Origin of the sequence: Agromyces sp. Root1464 (genome assembly GCF_001427265.1) — a bacterium.
Taxonomy (GTDB): Bacteria; Actinomycetota; Actinomycetes; order Actinomycetales; family Microbacteriaceae; genus Agromyces; species Agromyces fucosus.
Map to the genome: position 1 here is coordinate 644551 of NZ_LMFU01000001.1, position 18448 is coordinate 662998.

19 protein-coding genes are annotated in these 18448 nt (G+C 68.1%); 5 read left to right on the forward strand and 14 right to left on the reverse strand.

Annotated elements, in window-relative coordinates:
- The first annotated feature begins 87 nt into the window (after window positions 1-87).
- Together ASD23_RS02945 and ASD23_RS02950 are read left to right on the forward strand one after the other, a co-directional pair.
- A complete protein-coding gene (locus ASD23_RS02945) occupies window positions 88-1107 on the forward strand; it encodes a LacI family DNA-binding transcriptional regulator (protein WP_056006002.1) in 1020 nt (339 codons plus the stop codon).
- Window positions 1108-1195: 88 nt separating this feature from the next.
- Window positions 1196-1684: a YajQ family cyclic di-GMP-binding protein gene (locus tag ASD23_RS02950; RefSeq protein ID WP_022891219.1), complete on the forward strand. Its 489-nt coding sequence runs from the start codon at window positions 1196-1198 to the stop codon at window positions 1682-1684.
- A gap of 130 nt (window positions 1685-1814) precedes the next feature.
- Here the strand turns inward: ASD23_RS02950 and ASD23_RS02955 are convergent, their stop codons facing one another.
- Complete coding sequence (locus ASD23_RS02955; RefSeq protein WP_056006007.1) at window positions 1815-2792, reverse strand: type IV toxin-antitoxin system AbiEi family antitoxin domain-containing protein; 978 nt, start codon at window positions 2790-2792, stop codon at window positions 1815-1817.
- A 242-nt stretch (window positions 2793-3034) separates the two neighbouring features.
- Complete coding sequence (locus ASD23_RS02960) at window positions 3035-4090, reverse strand: alpha/beta hydrolase (protein ID WP_056006010.1); 1056 nt, start codon at window positions 4088-4090, stop codon at window positions 3035-3037.
- Window positions 4091-4259: 169 nt separating this feature from the next.
- Between ASD23_RS02960 and ASD23_RS18755 the strand changes: the two genes are divergently transcribed.
- Together ASD23_RS18755 and ASD23_RS02970 are read left to right on the forward strand one after the other, a co-directional pair.
- On the forward strand, window positions 4260-4649 hold the full coding sequence (locus ASD23_RS18755; protein ID WP_157376989.1) for a hypothetical protein: 390 nt from the start codon (window positions 4260-4262) through the stop codon (window positions 4647-4649).
- Window positions 4640-5503 carry an HTTM domain-containing protein gene (locus ASD23_RS02970; RefSeq protein WP_056006016.1) on the forward strand — a complete coding sequence of 288 codons (864 nt, stop codon included), beginning with the start codon at window positions 4640-4642 and terminating at the stop codon, window positions 5501-5503. The genes ASD23_RS18755 and ASD23_RS02970 overlap by 10 nt, the downstream gene beginning before the upstream one ends.
- Here ASD23_RS02970 and ASD23_RS02975 read toward each other — a convergent pair.
- The 12 genes from ASD23_RS02975 to ASD23_RS03030 form a co-directional block, all read right to left on the reverse strand.
- The gene (locus ASD23_RS02975; protein ID WP_056006019.1) at window positions 5426-6307 is read right to left on the reverse strand and encodes a type II secretion system F family protein; all 882 of its coding nucleotides are present in this window, start codon (window positions 6305-6307) and stop codon (window positions 5426-5428) included. The two genes, ASD23_RS02970 and ASD23_RS02975, sit on opposite strands and share 78 nt — an antisense overlap.
- A gap of 1 nt (window position 6308) precedes the next feature.
- Entirely contained in the window at window positions 6309-6992 is a 684-nt protein-coding gene (locus tag ASD23_RS02980; protein WP_157376990.1) for a type II secretion system F family protein, read from the reverse strand.
- 269 nt (window positions 6993-7261) lie between these two features.
- Entirely contained in the window at window positions 7262-8791 is a 1530-nt protein-coding gene (locus ASD23_RS02985) for a CpaF family protein (protein ID WP_056006025.1), read from the reverse strand.
- A complete protein-coding gene (locus tag ASD23_RS02990) occupies window positions 8778-10052 on the reverse strand; it encodes an AAA family ATPase (protein ID WP_162248724.1) in 1275 nt (424 codons plus the stop codon). The genes ASD23_RS02985 and ASD23_RS02990 overlap by 14 nt, the downstream gene beginning before the upstream one ends.
- 77 nt (window positions 10053-10129) lie before the next feature.
- Window positions 10130-10912, reverse strand: a complete 783-nt coding sequence (gene cpaB, locus ASD23_RS18760; protein WP_056006031.1) for a Flp pilus assembly protein CpaB — start codon at window positions 10910-10912, stop codon at window positions 10130-10132.
- A 36-nt stretch (window positions 10913-10948) separates the two neighbouring features.
- A complete protein-coding gene (locus tag ASD23_RS03000) occupies window positions 10949-12010 on the reverse strand; it encodes a pilus assembly protein TadG-related protein (RefSeq protein WP_056006034.1) in 1062 nt (353 codons plus the stop codon).
- Window positions 12010-12441 (reverse strand): TadE/TadG family type IV pilus assembly protein, encoded by a 432-nt coding sequence (locus tag ASD23_RS03005; RefSeq protein WP_268753179.1) that lies wholly within the window; start codon window positions 12439-12441, stop codon window positions 12010-12012. The genes ASD23_RS03000 and ASD23_RS03005 overlap by 1 nt, the downstream gene beginning before the upstream one ends.
- A 25-nt stretch (window positions 12442-12466) precedes the next feature.
- Window positions 12467-12673: a Flp family type IVb pilin gene (locus ASD23_RS03010; RefSeq protein ID WP_056006040.1), complete on the reverse strand. Its 207-nt coding sequence runs from the start codon at window positions 12671-12673 to the stop codon at window positions 12467-12469.
- A 283-nt stretch (window positions 12674-12956) separates the two neighbouring features.
- On the reverse strand, window positions 12957-13628 hold the full coding sequence (locus tag ASD23_RS03015; RefSeq protein WP_056006043.1) for a prepilin peptidase: 672 nt from the start codon (window positions 13626-13628) through the stop codon (window positions 12957-12959).
- A 132-nt stretch (window positions 13629-13760) separates the two neighbouring features.
- Window positions 13761-15140, reverse strand: coding sequence for an FAD-dependent oxidoreductase (locus ASD23_RS03020; protein WP_056006045.1), 1380 nt, complete (start codon window positions 15138-15140; stop codon window positions 13761-13763).
- Window positions 15141-15156: 16 nt separating this feature from the next.
- Window positions 15157-16281, reverse strand: a complete 1125-nt coding sequence (locus ASD23_RS03025; RefSeq protein ID WP_056007731.1) for a polyprenyl synthetase family protein — start codon at window positions 16279-16281, stop codon at window positions 15157-15159.
- A gap of 89 nt (window positions 16282-16370) precedes the next feature.
- Window positions 16371-17078, reverse strand: coding sequence for a class I SAM-dependent methyltransferase (locus ASD23_RS03030; RefSeq protein WP_056006048.1), 708 nt, complete (start codon window positions 17076-17078; stop codon window positions 16371-16373).
- Window positions 17079-17119: 41 nt separating this feature from the next.
- Here ASD23_RS03030 and ASD23_RS03035 point away from each other — a divergent pair, with 41 nt between their 5' ends.
- Window positions 17120-18439, forward strand: coding sequence for an isochorismate synthase (locus ASD23_RS03035; RefSeq protein ID WP_056006051.1), 1320 nt, complete (start codon window positions 17120-17122; stop codon window positions 18437-18439).
- Window positions 18440-18448 lie beyond the last annotated feature (9 nt).

Here is an 18448-nt window from a genome sequence, read left to right on the forward strand (position 1 = left end):
CGAGTAGGATTCCCCTGACTCGGCATGGCCGGGGACCGACTCGGCGAGGCCGGGAGATCGACTCGGCATGGCCGGGAATGAGGAGCCATGGCCGGCATCGAAGAGGTCGCGAGACTCGCGGGAGTCTCCACCGCGACGGTCTCGCGCGCGCTCAGCGGGCGCGGCCACGTCTCCCCCGGATCGAAGGCGAAGGTCGAAGAGGCCGCTGCGCGGCTCGGCTACGTCGTCTCCTCCAACGCCTCGAGCCTCGCTTCGGGCCGCACCCGCAACATCGGCGTCGTCGTGCCGTTCCTGAACCGCTGGTTCTTCTCCTCGGTGCTCGAGGGCGCCCAGCAGGCGCTGCTGCGCCGCGGATACGACCTCACCCTCTACAACCTCTCCGGCGACGGCCAGGAGCGTTCGAGCGTGTTCGAGCACTTCCTGCTGCGGCAGCGGGTCGACGCGGTCATCGCAGTCTCGCTCGAGCTCACCGAGCGCGAGGTCGCGCGCCTGCACGAGCTCGGCAAGCCGCTCGTCGGCGTCGGCGGCCCGATCCCCGGCGTGCGCACCCTCACGATCGACGACGTCGCCGTCGCCCGCCTCGCGACCGAACACCTCATCGGGCTCGGCCACACCCGCATCGCCCACATCGGCGGCGACCTCGAGTTCGACATGGACTTCCACCTGCCGACGAACCGCCGCATCGGCTACGAGGGCGCGCTCCGCGACGCCGGCCTCGATGTCGACCCCCGGCTCTTCGCCCCCGCCGACTTCACGATCCGCGGCGGCTACCACGCCGCGAAGCAGCTGCTCGGCGCCCCGCACGACCGGCCGACCGCGATCTTCGCGGCATCCGACGAGATGGCCATCGGCTCGATCCTCGCGGCCCGCGACCTCGGACTCGTCGTGCCGCGCGACGTCTCGATCGCCGGCATCGACGATCACGACCTCTCCGACTTCTTCGGCCTCACGACCGTCGCGCAATTCCCTCGCGTGCAGGGCGAGATGGCGGTCGACATCCTGATGGACGAGCTCGAGCCGGGCGATGCGGATGCCGCGACGCCCGCCGCCACTCCCCTGCCGTACGAGTTGCGCGTGCGCTCGTCGACGGCGCGCCCGCCGGCCTGACGCCGGCCTGACGTCGGTCGAGTAGGCCGCGCCCACGGCCGTATCGAGACCAGCCACGCGGCATCCGCTCGCCGATACACTGGGCGGCATGGCAGATGCAACGTTCGACATCGTTTCCAAGGTCGACCAGATGGAGGCCGACAACGCCCTCCACCAGGCGCAGAAAGAGGTCGCGCAGCGCTACGACTTCAAGAACGTCGGCGCGTCGATCGAGCAGTCCGGTGAGAAGGTGCTGATCAAGGCCAACAGCGAGGAGCGCGCGAAGGCGATCCTCGAGGTCTACGAGGCCAAGCTCATCAAGCGCGGCATCTCGCTGCGTTCGCTCGACGCCGGGGAGCCGTTCCCGTCGGGCAAGGAGTTCCGCATCGAGACCACGATGAAGGCCGGCATCGACTCCGAGAACGCGAAGAAGATCAACAAGATCATCCGCGACGAGGCACCGAAGAGCGTGAAGAGCCAGACGCAGGGCGACGAGGTGCGCGTCTCCTCGAAGAGCCGCGACGACCTGCAGGCCACGATGGCGCTGCTCAAGGGTAAAGACCTCGAGGTCGCGCTGCAGTTCGTCAACTTCCGGTAGGCGCGCCGCTCCGCGCCGCGCGCTTCGTGTCTCGTTCGCGCGACGTTGTGCGCCGTGGAGGTCTTGCGTTGTCCGTCCTCTGGGGCGCGGACCGTCGCGCGAACGGCCGCTACAGCGCGGTGCCAATGGTTCAGAGCAGGCGAATCGGGCGCCGCACGACAGGAAGCCCGACCGCACGCAGACGGTTCCGCACGGGGAAGCGTTGGCGCATCTCGGTCCAGTCCCATCTGTCGAACCCCCGCAGTTGCCTGCGAATGGCGTTCTCACGGTCCTTCTCCTCGACGACGGTGCGAGCGGATGCCGCGGCATCCGTTTGCCCGAGGTATTTGCCGCGTCCGTCGGCTTCTGCGCCGACGCCGTACTCCTCCCAGTAGAAGTCGAGGAAGGCGCGCTTGCCGAGCTCCGGCAACCAGAGTTCGTGCTGCAGTTCGGGTTCGGGGAACCCCCATTCCTCGATGACGAGCCGACTGCAGGTTTCGAGCGGCGTATCGGCCAGCGTGCTCGATCGCTCCAGCACCGCTCGAACCTTGCGCACGCCCGTATAGCGGCCCATCCGCTCGTGTTCGGCCCACAGTCGTTCGATCGTCGTCTTCGGCGGATGAGTGCGGAGGCGTGTCGTTCGAATCGCTGCATCGACCGCAGTCAGGGCCGCAGCAAGCGGGGCGTCGCGCGCGAACTGTATGACGGATGCCTCGACCGCGGTCACGGCGCACCCCTCGATCGTCTCGATGGCGGGGTCGTGGCACCGCGCGATCGAAATGAGCCCTGTTCGACGGTGGCCGTGTCCATCAGGTGAGAGCACGTGGATGTTCGGCGACCACTCGCCGTAGATCGGGAGCCGGTGCAGCGCCACAGCCGAGTACGAGGCGAAGACCGGCGCGGTCAACGTCTGGCCGGCGGCGAGTACTTGTCGGCGATACGCCATGGCTCGCTGCTCGGCCTTGCTCATCTTCGGGTCGGGTTCGCGCCGGAGGACGTAGACGCCCTTCCGCACTCGGTCGATCTCGCCTGCCGCGAGGGCTCGGTGGAGACTCGATGCAAGGCCGGCTGCCCGAGCATCGCGAGCGAGGATGAAGCCGTTCTCGTTGACGATCAGACCATCGGGCATCTGCTGATCATGGCGAGTCGCGGCATCCGATCTGTGGTGCGCCAGCCTTTTCGGGAGGGGGCCGGAAGCCGTGGCGCCTGTGGAGGCTCAGTGGCGAGCGATGCGTCCTCGTACGGCACTCGCGGAGTCCTTCCCGCGAGGGGATGCGCGGTGGAGGTCGTGCGCGACGTGTCCTCTGCAGCGCAGCTCGTCGCGCGAGCGGGAGCGGGAGCGGGAGCGGGAGCGGGAGCGGGAGCGAGGCCTCAGCGGCGGTGCGGGGCGTAGCCGCGCAGCCACTGCGTGATCGCGTCGTACGCCGCCTCACGCACGGGAGCCCGCGACAGGAACACGTCGTGCAGCGCGCCGTCGATGCGCGCCACGGCGCCGACCTGGCTGAGCCGCAGCGTGCGCTCGGCGACCTCGTCGACGACGAGCACGATGTCGCTCGAGGCCATCGCCGGATCCCAGCGCGCCTGCAGCGTCGATCGCTTCGACAGCAGGGTGAGCACCGGGGCGCCCACGTCGATGCGCGCGGCGACCGTGGCATGCCCCACGAGCACGGCGTTCAGCCAGGCCGGATGCACCGTGAACCCGCGGTCGGGCCGCCACTCGTGGTTGTACTCCCACTCGCCGTCGAGCTCCTTCGAGACCGTGCGGGTGTAGAAGCCCAGGTCGACGTTCGGCAGCGGCGCGAGCGGGTTGACCCTCGCCCCCCAGCCGATGACCGGTGCGAGGGCCTCGCGCCCCATCTTGCTCGCCTGGAACTCGAGCCACGGGCTGTTGAGCACGAGCGCCGCGGCCCGGCCCCGGTGCCGTGCAGCCCAGAGGCTGAGCGTGAGCCCGCCGGTCGAGTGCCCGAGCAGGATCAGCGGCCGACTGTTGCTGGCCCGCGCCGCGGCATCCTCACCGTCGGAGCCGTCGGGCGCACCGTGCCCCATCGCGGCGAGCGCGGCGTCGATGTCGGCGTCGTAGTCGGCGAGGTCGGTGATGTACCCGGGCGTCTGGCCGGGACGCAGGCTGCGGCCGTACTTGCGCAGGTCGAGCGCGAAGAACCGTGCGCCGGCGTTCGACCAGTACTCGGCGAGGCCGGGGTTGAAGAAGTAGTCGCTCCAGCCATGCACGTAGAGCACGTCGGCTCCGGATGCCGCGCCTCGCGCCAATCGAAGGCGCCACGGCGGCCGGTGCCGCACGAGGGTGGCCACGACCTCGCCCTCATTGTCGCTGCCGAGTGGGAGGGTGAGCTGCTCGAAGCCGGGTCCGAGTACGTCGGGACGCCAGGTTTCGGGGCCGCGGGGCTCGGGGTGCGCAGGCTCCACCATGCCGCCTCCCCTCGGTCTGGCCTCAGCCTAGCGACGTCGACCCCGGCATCCGGAGCAGGGCTGGTCGGAGTCGTCGATTGCACTCTCGGCCGCGGTCCGTCTCGCTCCTGCCGAGTGGCCCAACAACGTGGGCGTTGGTGCCGGGCAGCGAAGGCCCTAGCGTGAGAGCGTGGGCAGCCCTGACGACGAAGCCGGCGCCGGCGCGACCGGCCGCACGGTGATGTCGTCTGGTCGCCATCTGGGTGGAGTGATCGGAACAGTCGCGATCTGCGCCGTGATCTGCCTGCAGATCGCGCTCCCGCTCATAGCACTGCTCCAACCGCCTCCACAGGAGTTCGGTTTCCAGATGTACTCGTCCCTCGGTGGCGTGACGGCGATCACTGTCGGTGCCGACGGAGCCGAACACCCGGTCGTCGACCTCGACCGGATCGTGGCGAAGGATCGCCCGGAAATCGATTGGCTGCCGTTGCTTCCGGAGGCGATCTGCGAGGCAGACGCTGCCGCGGTGAGCGTGCAGGTGGAGCAGTCGGGCCGGGTTCGGAGCATCGAATGCGACTGATCGACATCCGAACCGACGCACGCCCGGTGGCCATCGCCAGAATCGGGCTCGGCATCGCCACGATCCTCAATGCGATCGAGGCATTCACCATCTTGGAACGCGTCTCGGCCGGCTACCTCGCCGCGCCCGTCTTCACCGGGCTGCCCGCGCTCGAACTGCCGTGGCTGATCGCCGGCCTCGTGCTCGCCATCGCAGCGGGGGTCGCGGTGACGATCGGCTGGATGACGGCGCCCGCGGCCATCCTCACCGTCGTGCTGAATGCGGCGATCCTGCTCGCCGACCAGCAGGCCTACAGCAGCCACCGGTGGCTCGCCACGCTGCTGATGGCGTACCTCGTGTTCGCACGCTCGGACTCGACCTGGGCCGTCACTCGGCGCAGTCACGCCACCGTGCCCTGGTGGCCGCAGCTGCTCATGATGAGTCAGCTCTCGGTGCTGTACTTCTTCTCAGCCGTGAGCAAGATGAACCCGACGTTCATCACCGGCGCACCACTCTCGAAATGGGTGTGGATCCCCCTTCCGTGGCAGCTCTTCTTCATGGCCGCCGTGCTCACCGTCGTCGTGGAGCTCATCATCGCGATCGGCCTCTGGTTCCCCGCGAGTCGCCGGCTGGCGGCGCTGCTCGGCGTCGGCCTCCACATTTCGATCGTGGTGCTCATGAACAACGAGACGTTCGCACTCATCGCGTTCGCGATCACGTGCGTGTCGCTGTATCCGCTCTTCCTGTTCCGCCCGCGACTCCGCAGGAACGGCGGCGTCTCCGAGGGACCTGAGGATTCACCGGACCTGGCTGAACGCGTCCATGATCCCGATGACCGCAGGCGCCATGACCACGATGAGAAGGACCGGCAGTAGGCAGAAGATGAGCGGGAAGAGGATCTTGACGGTGACTTTCTGCGCCTGCTCCTCGGCACGCTGACGACGCTTCAATCGCATCTCGCCGGCCTGCACGCGCAGCACGTCGCCGAGTGCGATCCCATAGGCATCTGCCTGCACCACCGCTCGGACGAACCGCTTCAGATCGACCGAGTTCGTTCGGTGGTCGAGTTCCAGAAAGGCGTCGCGTCGCGTTCGGCCGATCGACATGTCCTGCAGTACGCGGATCAGTTCTTCGGCCAAGGGACCTTTTCCGTTTCGAGCGGACTTCGCCATCGCCGCATCGAATCCGAGGCCCGCCTCGACGGCGATCGTCATCTGATCGAGCGTGTCGGGCAACGCATTGTTGATCGCGGTCTGACGATCGTGGGCCCTGCTGTTGATGAGCACATCGGGCAGGGCGAACGCGATCGCGACGAGCACGACGGCGACGAGCACCTTGAACGGCTCGACCCCTCCCGACACGACGAACATCCACCCGAAGACCACGGCGAGGAGCGTGAGCACGACCTTCCACACGAGGATCCGTGCGACCGTCCATCCTCCAGGCCGGCCCGCGTGCAGGATCTGGCGCTCGATCCACGCGATATAGCCCTTCGGAGCGGCAGCCACGAACCTCGTGCCGATCGTCGACTGCTGCACCGGAACCGCGGTCGGTTGCGCGATCTCGGAGACGTCGACCGCTGCCACCGGACCCTTCGTCGTCGCTGGGAACAGCAGGAAGACGAACACCCCGAACGCCGCTGCGCTGAGCAGTCCGATCACCATGATGAATACGGGCATCTCAGAACTTCACCTTCACCGTGAACGAGATCCAGATCATGCCGACGATCAACAGCAACACGGCGATGACGAGCGAGATGAGGCCGAGCACCGTCTCGAACAGCACGCTCATATAGCTCGGGCGCGTGGCCATCAGGAGGAGGAACACCGCAATCGGAAGGGCCACGAGAATGATCGCCGAGAGACGGCCTTCTGCTGACAGCGCACTGACCTGTCGCCGGATCTCGTTGCGGTCGCGGATCGTCTTGCCGACCTGGTCGAGCACCTCCGCGAGGTTGCCGCCGGTCTCCTGGTTGATTGCGATCGCCTGAGCGATCCATTCGAAGTCGGGGCTCCGCATGCGAGCGGCCGTGGTCAGGAGCGAATCCGCCAAAGGTCGTCCCAAGCGCGTCTCATTCACCACTCGTGCGAGTTCCTCGCGCATGGGTGATTCGGATTCCGTCGCGACAGCGGTGATCGACCGGCTGAGACCGTGCCCCGCCCGCAGACCGCCCGCGATCATCTGCACCATGTCGTCGATCTGCTCGGCGAACTTGGCACGCCGCTTTGCCGTTCGCGAGATGAGGACGACCTTGGCCAGGATCGGGGTGAGCGCTGCGAACAACAACGCGAGGAGGACCGACGACCCGTTGGCCAGGCCGAGCAACGCGCCCACCAATGCGAGGACAGCCGCCGCCGACGTCACGAGCACGAGGAAGCCCGACGGCTCCGACTGCACGCCGGCGAGTTCAAGTTCCTCCTGACCAAAGAATCGCGATTTGCGACGGGACGCGACCGAGTCGAGCGCGCCGACGGTCCGATCGGTGATGCGAGTCAGCGCGGAGACGTGCTCCACCCCGGGAGCACTTCGCCGATCGCGTGCGACGCGAGGCGCGGGAGGCGCGAACACGAAGAAGACCGCGACCAGGCCGGCGAGCAGGACGGTGCTGATGCCGACGATCAGGAGGAGCGGAGTCACCGGATCTCCCCGAGCATTTCGCGATGTTGCACCTGGAAGAGCGCGATTGGAAGCGCAATACCCTGGTCCGCGATCCGTTCCGCGAAGCGAGGCCTGACACCGGTCGGTTCGATGGTCCCCTTCAACCGGCCTTCGTCGTCGTAGCCGGCCGAGTAGTCGAACGAGAAGGCGTCCTGAAGTGTGATGACGTCGCCCTCCATCCCGTGTACTTCGGTGATGGCAGTGACTCGACGGACGCCGTCTTTGTGGCGGCTGATCTGCACGATGATGTCGATCGCCGAGGCGATTTGCTCGCGGATCGCGCGAAGCGGGAGCTCCATGCCCGCCATGAGCACGAGCGTCTCCATTCGCGCGATCGCATCGCGCGGCGCGTTGGCGTGAAGGGTCGAGATGGAGCCCTCATGGCCGGTGTTCATCGCCTGCAGCATGTCGAGGGACTCGGCGCCGCGAACCTCGCCGACGACGATGCGGTCGGGGCGCATGCGAAGGGAGTTACGCACCAGGTCGCGAATGGTGATCTCGCCGCGGCCCTCGATGTTCGGCGGTCTCGACTCGAGACGCACGACATGCTCCTGTTGGAGTTGGAGCTCGACCGCGTCCTCGATCGTCACGATCCGCTCATCGCCCGGGATGAATGCCGACAGGACGTTCAGCAGGGTCGTCTTTCCGGTGCCCGTTCCTCCTGAGACCAGAATGTTCAGCTTCGCTCGCACTGCAGCGTCGAGAACCGTCGCAGCTTCGCGCGTCAGAGTTCCGAACCTGATGAGATCGTCGACCGTGTACGGGGTGCCCGCGAATTTCCGGATCGTGAGCGACGAGCCGTCGACGGCGAGCGGAGGAATGATGGCGTTCACACGCGAGCCGTCTTCGAGTCGAGCATCGACGAGCGGTGATGCCTCGTCGATGCGTCGACCGACCCGCGACACGATCCGTTCGATCACTCGCCGCAATTGCGGTTCACCGGTGAACCGGTACGGCGTCTCCTGAAGCCGGCCGTATCGCTCGACATAGATCTGGTCATGGCGATTGACCATGATCTCGCTGACGGACTCGTCGTCGAGCAGCGGCTCGAGCGGCCCGTAGCCGAGGACGTCGGCGCCGATGTCGTCGATGAGCCGATTCCGCTCCGCGGTCGTCAGGGCGAGCTGCTCCGCGGCGACGATCTCGGAGAGTTCGTGCCGAGCGAGCTGATGCAATTGCTCTTCGGTCAACGAGGAGTCGTTCAGGCGCGACCCGATCCGCCCGAACAGCTCTTGGGCAGCCTTCTCCTTCATCTCCGCCAGTGGGTCGACTGCCGGCGCCGGGCGTCGCAGCTGTGCCGAGACCGGCTGGGGTGACACGAAAGCGTTGGCCCCCCGGGGGTCGGAGTGCGCGAGTGGTTCCACCGAGGCGGCGACCACCTGGGGCTGCTCCGGAACCGCTACGGCTTCGTTGGGCGGGCCGGGGTAGGCGGCCGGGCGCTCCGTGTCGGAGGGCGCGCGCTCCTCTGCATTGCGAAGGGCGTTCAGCCGATCATTCAGGTTCATTCGACCGCCGCCTTCTCTGGATCCTGCTGCGCTTCGGGAAAGCCTCCGGCGCGATACGAAGCACGATCGAACGGATCGCCTTCGCTGCGGGATCTCGCACATCGTCGTGGATGAGCGGCACACCCCGGTTCGATGCCAGGAGTACGGCTGACGACTTCGGCACTTCGAAATCGACGGGGGCTCCGAGGATGCTCTCGACGTCCTTCGTCGTGAGCCCGCTGTTCTTGTCGGTCTGATTGACGACGATGTGCCGGTTGCCCGGCATGAGGGCGAGTCTGGTCAGCAATTCGAACTCCGTGCGCATCGCACGTAGGCTCGGCACGCCCATGACCGTGACGAACACGGCGTCGGTGACATGCTCCAGCGTGATCAGCGTGTGCTCACCGAGGCCGGGCGTCGTGTCGATGATGACGTAGCGGAACGCTGAGCGGAGCCGGTCGATGAGCTGGGCGAGCGCACGAGGCGACACCTGGTCGCCGAGCTCCGGAGACGGCGCACTCGCCACCACGAAGAACCCGTCCTCGTGGTGTGTGAGGGTCGTCTTCAGCACGAGTTCATCGGCCGCGGCGTCGGCGACCGCGTCGACGATCGTGCGTGCGGGCGAGAGCGCGAGAGCTGCGGTGATATCGCCGAACTGCAGGTCGGCGTCGACAAGCACGACGGAGTTGGGCGCGACCTCGGCGAGCCCGGTCGCGAGGTTGATGGCGATGGTCGTCTTGCCTTGGCCCCCCTTCGGCGCGACGACGGCGATCGCTTCGGTCGGCGTACCGGCGTCAAGTGGCGGGAACTCCCACGCAGGAGCCTCGGGCTCGGGCTCGGGCTCGGGCCGGGGCTCGGGCTCGGGCTCCTCAGGGACTGGCGCGGAAGAATCGACGCCACTCTCGAGGCCAACGTCGAGGACCCCGAGGATCTCTTCATCGATCTCCAGCGCCGCGGGCGCATCGAAGTCACTCGCGATCGCTCGACCGTTCTCGACAAGCCACTCGGCGAGCCGATCGAGCAGCCTGATCGTGGTGTCGTCGCCGGCGTCGGGGCTCAGGACCGCGTGAAGTGCGAGCTCGTCGACCCAGTCCTCGAGATCCGAGCGTTGCTCACGCACGACGATGAGCCCGAGATCCGGATGCTTCGCAGTGAGGGCTTCGACGAGGCCTCGTGTCTCCTCGTAGTTGAGCACGGGCCCGAGGAGCGCGATGCGCGGGCTCCCGGCTACGCGGCTCACGACCGAGTCGGGGCCGAAGGTGAGGAATTCCCCCGGGATCACGGCAAGCCGTTCGCCGAGCAGAGACTGCAGACGAGTCTCATACTCGGCGGAACGACTGACCAACAGGTAGGCGGACACTAGAACGCGTTGCTCCCGGTCACCGGCTCGGTACCGGTATTGACGGTCTTGTCGTTCTCGAGGGTGAGCCACATCTGCGCGTAGCTCGCCGCCTCGCCCTCGGTGAACCACACCCATCGTTCGATGTCGTGAGCATTCAAGGCGATGGTCACCATGATGCTGTCACCGGAGTTCTGCTCGGGTTGCGCAGCGGCGTCTTCGGTCTCCGTATCCGCTTCGCCGTTCGCCTGCACCGCGACCGCTCCCTGAACCTTCGTGACGAGCACGTTGTGGAAGGCGAACTGCGTGATCGGGTTCACCACGTCCTCCTGATCGCCGACCTCGTCCGGATCGACCGTCCCGACGAGCCCGATCGTGTCGCCGGCTCGAACCTGACCGCCGACCACTCGATCGGCGGGGAGCGTGAACGACATCAGCTGCATGCCGTCGGGGATCACGACGTCGCCCCGCGCCGCAAGTTCGAGCGGGTCGACGAAACGCTCGACGAGGAGCTGCTCGCCGGGGAGCAGCTCGGCGTCCGCGACGAGTCCGCTGATCTCCTCGAGATCCGTGACCTGTCCGGCGGCGAGGTTCTTCGTCGGAACGGTGTCCAGCTCGACGAAGTCGCCGACCGCGGCGCCTGCGGTGCCCTTGGGGATGGGTTGCTGAACGATGTAGACGTCGGCCATCTCCATGCCTTCGGCAGCTCGAGCGTCAGCACCGCGCACATAGGTGATGATGACGAACGCGCCCAGCGCCGCGAGCACGAGAGCGACGATCGCACCGATGATTCGGGTCTTCATTGGTTCGGGTCCTATGGATTCGGTGATCTAGGGAGATCAGTTGACGAGGGTCGTCTTCGGCACGGTCGGTCCGATGAACCAGTTCGGGTTCACTGTCGTGTACTCGATGAACCTTCCGAAGAAGGCGAGTGAGCCCCAGTCCTTGGGCTTGGTCGGATCCTTCTTGTCTTCACACTTGACGTCATAGAAGGGAGTGCTCTTCGGTGCGCAGTAGTCGACCTGATCCGAGCCGTTGTCCTTGACGTGGATACCACTGACCTCGAAGACCGCGAACTTGTCGATGCAGTAGGTCTTGCCGGCCGGCGGAGTCGCTGGGGCGCAGGCGCTCGCAGTGTTGTACACGGGCACGTAGATGGTCTTGCCGACGAGGCACGCGAACAGCTTCTCGGCATTCGACTTCAACGAGCTCGGAAGCGAGCCCAGGTTGCAGCCGAGTTGGGTGACCGCCTCGGCGAGTTCCTGATCCGACACAGAGCACTTGCCCGTGTTTCCCGTCGTGATGGTGACGAATTCGTACAGTGCGACGTCCTTCGAGCACGAGGCGGTGCCGTCATCGAGCCATCCGAAGCCGCCCGTTGCGAAGCCGGGGCAGGTGACGTTGTCGATCGGAATCCACGCGTTCGTGCCGCTGCCGCTCGTCGGGATGCTGCAGTGGCCGATCGCCCACGGTACGACTGGGCCCTTCGTTCCGGGAACCCACTTCGCGGTCGCGCCGGCGCCGACATCGCTCTGCGCCATACCGATCGCCGCGGCGAGCGGATGCTTCATCGCGAGCGTCGCCGCCGGTACCGTGACGGTGTCCGAGGTATAACTCAAGGCGCCGACCGTCGGTGCCGGCCCGATGAGGTTTCCGCCGGTGACCGAAAGCGCAGCAGCACGCGCGCCGGTCTTGTCGGTCGCCGAGGCGCAGTTCGAGTGCTTCGCGCAGTACTGTGCAGCGGCGAGTGCGCCGGCGTCTGCGGAGTTCTGCAGCTGGGCGCGTTCGGAGTACATCGCGCCGACGTCGACGGCGATCGCGCCGAAGCCGATGAGCACGACGAGCATGAGGCCCACGAGCACGGCGCTCGCGCCGTGCTCGTCTCCTCGGAGGCGATCCATCATTCGATGCATGCCATCTGTCCATTCGCAGAGAGGGTCGGGCCGAGCATCGAGGTGAAGAATCCCGTCAGCGACGGCATCGGGATGCTCGCTGTCGTGGACACGCTCTTCGACGCTGCGAGCGCAGCACTGTAGTTGGCCTTCGAACTGTCGCAGCCCTGCAGGAGGGTGATGCCGGCACCGGCGACGGTCCAATCGACGGTCGGCGCAGCCGACTCGCCGATGGCGATAGCTGAGGCAACGGTTCCTGGGGGCGTGTCCGCTTGATGCACGACGTAGTGCCTCGCCGATTCGCGCGCCGAATTCGCCAGCGACACCTGCTGGTTGAAGACCCAGCCGAAGTCGATGATTCCGAGGAGCAGGAAGCAGAGCGGCAGCAGCACGAGTGCGAACTCGACTGCTGCCGCTCCCCGTTCACGGTCTCTGGTCACGTGAATCGCGCGCGGTGAGACGGGATCAGGTCGCCGGGGTATTGCCGGTCGTGATGGCGTCCGAGACGTCCTGGAACGCCTGCTGGATCTGACCGCCGAGCGTGAACACGACGACGACGATGACCGCAGCGATCGCGGCGACGATGAGGCCGTACTCGACCGCGGTCGCGCCCTCTTCTTCGGTGCGGAGCGAGTTGATGCGCGCCTGAATGCGCGAGTATGCCTTGAGCATTTCGGGTTCCTTCGGGTTCAGGGGTTGCTGTGACGACCTGGGTGGGGTAGTCAGTTGAAGGTAGCCGTGCGCATACGGCGAAAGAATGCCCCCCTTCGGGGGCATTGCGGGCAACACACGCAAAGAACCGCCCAGGTGCGCCGATATCCGCGCAAGATCCGACGACGTGTACCCCGCTCTGGGGGTACTCGATGTACCCCGCGATGGGGTACGCGTACCCCGGTTTCGGGGTACGTCGTGTACCCCGAAATCGAAGCGGAGACTGGCCTCCTCTAACGACGGCTCAGCCTGCCGGCCCCACGAACACCACCGCAATGAGCGCCCCGACGAGCATCGATGGCCCGAACGGGATCGACCCGCGCAGCGTCACCCGTTTCAGCAGGAGCGCGACGATCGCGACCACTCCCCCGACGACGAAGGCGGCGAGCAGCCCCACGAGCCAGGCCGACAGCCCGAACCATCCGAGCAGCAGCCCGATCACGAGCGCGAGCTTCACGTCGCCCATGCCCATCGATGCGGGCGAGATGAGGGCGAGCAGGAAGTACACGGCGAACATCGCCGCCGAGCCGACGAGCGCCCACACGAGCGACATCCACATGCCCGTCGCCCACGTCGCCGGCACGAGCAGCACCGCGACCGCGCCGAGTGCCGGGAAGACCACGGCGTTCGGCAGGCGCTTCTCGGCGAGGTCGACGATCGAGAGCACCGTCGCGCATGCGGCGAACGCGAGCAGCGCCGGCAGGATCCACGAGAGGCCGAACCGCAAGGCGAGCGCGCCGAAGACCACGGCGGTCGTGGTCGAGGCAACAAGACGCACGGTGCGGGGCGCGAGCTGAGGCATCCGCTCGCCCTTCATCGACCGTTCGGTCCAGGCGGCGAGCGGCCACCAGCCGAGCGCGAAGCCGAGGAGCACGGCCACGATCGTCACGACGAGGCTCGACCATGCGAAGGGCATGGGTTGGAGCGTAGCGGGTCGCGGGGCCTCGATACGGCGCTGGAGCGCCTACTCGACCGGCGGAGCGGCGCTGGCGCGCCTACTCGACCGGCGTCACGGCGCTGGCGCGCCTAGGCGACCGACGACGGGCCGCTACGCGTCAGCGCGCGAGATGTCGACCATCTCGCCGCGCGGCACGACCTTCACGCGCACGCGACCCTCGGCCGAGCCGAGCGCCTGCTCGTGCTCGTCGAGCCGGTGCCAGCCGTCGAGGTCGGTCCAGCGGATGCCTCGCGACTCGAGCAGCTCGATGACCGACTCCTCTGACGGGGACTCGGGGTCCCACCAGTTGCCGAGGTCGTTGATGAGGTGCTTGATGGTCTCCATGGCGTCGGACTTCGTGTGCCCGATGAGGCCGACGGGCCCGCGCTTGATCCAGCCGGTCGCGTAGACGCCGTACATCTGGCGCGCCTCGCCGGTCTGCTTGTCGCGAGTGAGCACCTGGCCCTCGTGGTTCGGGATCACGCCGAACTTCTTGTCGAAGGGGATGCCGGGCAGCGGCGAGCCGAAGTAGCCGACGGCGCGGTAGACGGCCTGCACCGGCAGCTCGCGGAACTCGCCGGTGCCGACCACGCCGCCCTCGCCGTCGGGCGCGGTGCGCTCCCAGCGGATGGCGCCGACCCGGCCCTCGCCGTCGTCGACGAGTTCGAGCGGCTTCGCGAAGAAGTGCAGGTGAAGACGGCGCGACGCCTGGCCGACCTCGCGCTGGCGCCACTGGTTCAGCACCTTGTCGATGACGAAGACCTGCTTGTTGCCGGCGACGGCGGCGCGTGCGGCGTCGTCGTAGTCGAAGTCCTCATCGTGCAGGATCATGTCGACGTCGCGGAGCTCGCCGAGCTCGCGCAGCTCGAGCGGCGTGAACTTCACCGAGGTCGGGCCGCGGCGACCGAAGACATGCACGTCGGTGACGGGCGAGGCCGCGAGACCGGCCGCGACGTTCGCGGGGATCTCGGTCGACATGAGGTCTTCGACGTGCTTGGCGAGGATGCGCGCGACGTCGAGCGCGACGTTGCCGTTGCCGATGACGGCCACCGACTCGGCGTCGAGCGGCCACGTGCGCGGGAAGTCGGGGTGCCCGTCGAACCAGCTGACGAACTCGGCCGCGCCGTAAGAGCCCTCGAGCTCCGCGCCGGGGATGTTCAGCGAGGCGTCCTTCACGGCACCGGTCGCGAAGATCACGGCGTTGTAGTGCTTCTTCAGGTCTTCGAGCGTGATGTCCTCACCGAACTTCACGTTGCCGAAGATGCGGATGTCGCCGCGGTCGAGCACCTCGCGGAGCGCGGTGATGATGCCCTTGATGCGCGGGTGGTCGGGCGCGACGCCGTAGCGCACGAGCCCGTAGGGCGCGGGCAGGTGATCGAAGAGGTCGATCGAGACGTCGAAGTTGCGCTCGGCCTTCAGCAGGATGTCCGCGGCGTAGATGCCGGCGGGGCCTGCCCCGACGATCGCCAGTCTCAGCTTGTTCCTCGTCACGTGCGTGGTCTCTCCATCAGCTCTCGCGCTCGACGACCGTCTCTGCGAATCGTGTGAGCGCCTTCTTCACACTGCCCTCGGGCAGCGGCGCGAGGGCGGCGACCGCCTCGCGCGCCCAACGGTGGGCCTCAGCGAGCGTAGCGCGCGTAGCTTCGTGTTCCCGAAGTTCGGCGACGATCGCGTCGATCGTCTCCTTCGAGGGCACGATGCGCGAGGCCATCGTGTTCGTGTCGATCGGGTCGGCGGCAGCGAGCGGGCCGGTGGCGATGACCACGTCGCGTTCGATGCGCTCGAGCAGTGCAGCGGATGCCGCGTCGGTGCGGGCATGCTCGGCGAGCCGGAGCATCGGCAGCGTCACGACACCTGCGCGCAGGTCGGTGCCGGGCACCTTGCCGGTCTCGGCGGGCTGCGGCGAGAGGTCGATGACGTCGTCGACGAGCTGGAACGCCACGCCGATCTTCTCGCCGAACTCGATGATGGGTGCTTCGAAGCCGGGGTCTGCGCCCGAGAAGATGATGCCCGACTGCGCGGCGGCCGCGATGAGCGAACCGGTCTTGTCGGCGAGCACCTGGATGTAGTGGGCGATGGGGTCGTCGCCCGGCTGCGGGCCGACGGTCTCGTGCAGCTGGCCGAGCACGAGCCGCTCGAAGGTGCGGGCCTGCATGCGGATCGCGCCTTCGCCGAGGCCGGCCATGAGTTGGCTGGCGCGAGCGAAGAGCAGGTCGCCGGTGAGGATGGCGACGGAGTTGCCCCACACCGCCTGCGCGCTCGGCACGCCGCGGCGCCGGTCGGCGTCGTCCATGACGTCGTCGTGGTACAGGCTCGCGAGGTGCGTGATCTCGATGGCCTCGGCCGCGGTGACCACGTCGTCGGTCACGCCGGCGCCGAGCTGCGCGGTGAGGAGGGTCAGCATCGGGCGCACGCGCTTGCCGCCCGCCTGGAGCAGGTAGCGCGTCGAGACATCCGCGATGGTGTCGGCGAACCGGACCTCTTGCAGGAGGCCGGCCTCTACGCGATCGAGCCCGGCGTCGATGGCCTTCACCATGGCCTTGTCGGCCGAGGTCGCGAAGACGCGCTCGCTGAGCCCGAGATTGGCGGCGAGCGATGAGCCTCGACGGGCGACCGGGTGACTCGGTTTCACGCTCACTAGCCTATCGGGGTCGATCTGCCCGGCCGCGCGACGGCCGCGGCGAACCGGTGCCGCGCCGATCGCCGCTCAGGCGAGTGGGCTCAGGCGTGCGGCTTGGTCGCGCGGTGCAGGGCCACGACGCCGAGGGTGAGGTTGCGCCACGCGACCTCCTCATAGCCGGCCTCGCGGATCCACGAGGCGAGGGTGCGCTGGTCGGGCCACGCGTTGATCGACTCGTTGAGATAGTCGTAGGCCGTGTCGTTGGAGCTCGAGAGCTTCACGAGCGGCGGCATGACGTAGCGCTGGTAGATGCCGTAGCCCGTGCGCACGAGCGGCGCTGGCGGCGTCGAGAACTCGCAGATGACGAGCCGGCCGCCGGGCTTGGTCACGCGGAAGAACTCGGCGATCGCCTGCTTCGGCTCGTTGACGTTGCGCAGGCCGAACGAGATCGTCACGGCGTCGAACTCGTCGTCGCCGAAGGGCAGCTTCGTGGCGTCGGCCTCGACGAACACGAGGTTCTGCACGCCGGCCTGGCGCTTGCGACCGACCTCGATCATGCCGGGCGAGAAGTCCGCGGCGACGACGGATGCCCCCGACTTCGCGAGGCTCGCGCTCGAGGTGCCGGTGCCGGCGGCGACATCGAGGATGCGCTGGCCCGGCTTCGGGTCGACGGCACGCGTCGTCGCGACGCGCCAGAGCGGGGCGTTGCCCACCGAGAGCACGTTGTTGGTGCGGTCGTAGCTCGCGGCGACGCGATCGAACATCGCCGACACCTGGTCGGGCTGCTTGCCGAGATCTGCGCGGGTCATCCCTCGATCCTACGGCGCGCGGCCGGGCGTAGGCTGGGGCGGTGAGTCAGACGGATGGCGCGGCGCGAGCCGCGAGTGCTCGGCTCGTCGTTCGCACCGTGGCCGTCGATGAGACGGAGCCGCTGATCCCGCGCGCCGATCCGCGGCATCCGCTCGTCTGGATGCGCCGCGGCGAGGGCATCGTGGGGCTCGGCGAAGTCGTTCGCATCGAGACCACCGGCGCGACCCGGGTCGAAGACGCGGCGGCGGCGTGGACCTCGCTCGCCGCCCTCGCCGAGATCGACGACCGCGTGGGGCTGCCCGGCACCGGGCTCGTGGCGTTCGGCGCGTTCGCGTTCGCCGACGAGTCCGAGGCGACGAGCGTGCTCATCGTGCCCGAGCTCGTGATGGGCCGTCGCGACGGCCGCTCATGGGTCACGAGGATCACGCTCGACCCGGCCGACGAGGCGACGGATGCCTCCGGCTCCGCCGACGACGCCGAGCTCGAGGTCGTGCTCCCGGAACCTGCGCCGAAGCGGCAGGTGCCGCGCGTCGCGTTCACCCCTGGCTCGATGCCGCCTGAGGCATACGAGACGGCCGTCGCCGAGGCCGTGCGGCGCATCGACGCCGGCGAGCTCGAGAAGGCCGGCCGACTCGAAAAGGTGGTTCTCGCCCGCCAGCTCGTGGGCGAGCTGCATGAGGACGCTGGGCTGCGAGCCACGATCAACCGGCTCGCCGAGGACTATCCCGACACCTGGGTCTTCGCCGTCGACGGGCTCATCGGCGCGAGCCCCGAGACCCTCGTGCGCGTCGACCACGGCACCGTCTCCGCTCGCGTGCTCGCCGGCACGGCGTCGCGCGGCGCCGGCGAGGCCTCCGACCGAGAGCGGGCGCTCACCCTCGCGGCATCCGAGAAGGACCGCGCCGAGCACGCCCTCGCCGTGGAGAGCGCCGTGAAGCGGCTCGCCCCGCACACCGCCCGCCTCGACACGAGCCCCGAGCCCTTCACCCTGCAGCTGCCGAACCTCTGGCACCTCGCCACCGACCTCAAGGGCACGCTCGGCGACGGCTCGAGCTCGCTCGACCTCGTGCGGGCCGTGCACCCGACGGCCGCCGTCGCCGGCACCCCGCGTCGCATCGCGCTGCCCGCGATCGCCGAGCTCGAGGGCTTCGACCGCGGCCGCTACGCCGGCCCGGTGGGATGGATCGACGGCGGCGGCGACGGCGAGTGGGCGATCGCACTGCGCTGCGCGCAGGTCGACCCCGACGGCACCGTCACCGCATATGCCGGTTGCGGCATCGTGCACGACTCCGTGCCGGCCGACGAGCTCGCCGAGACCGTCATGAAGTTCCGGCCGATCGTCGAGGCGTTCGGCGGCTGACCGCGGCCT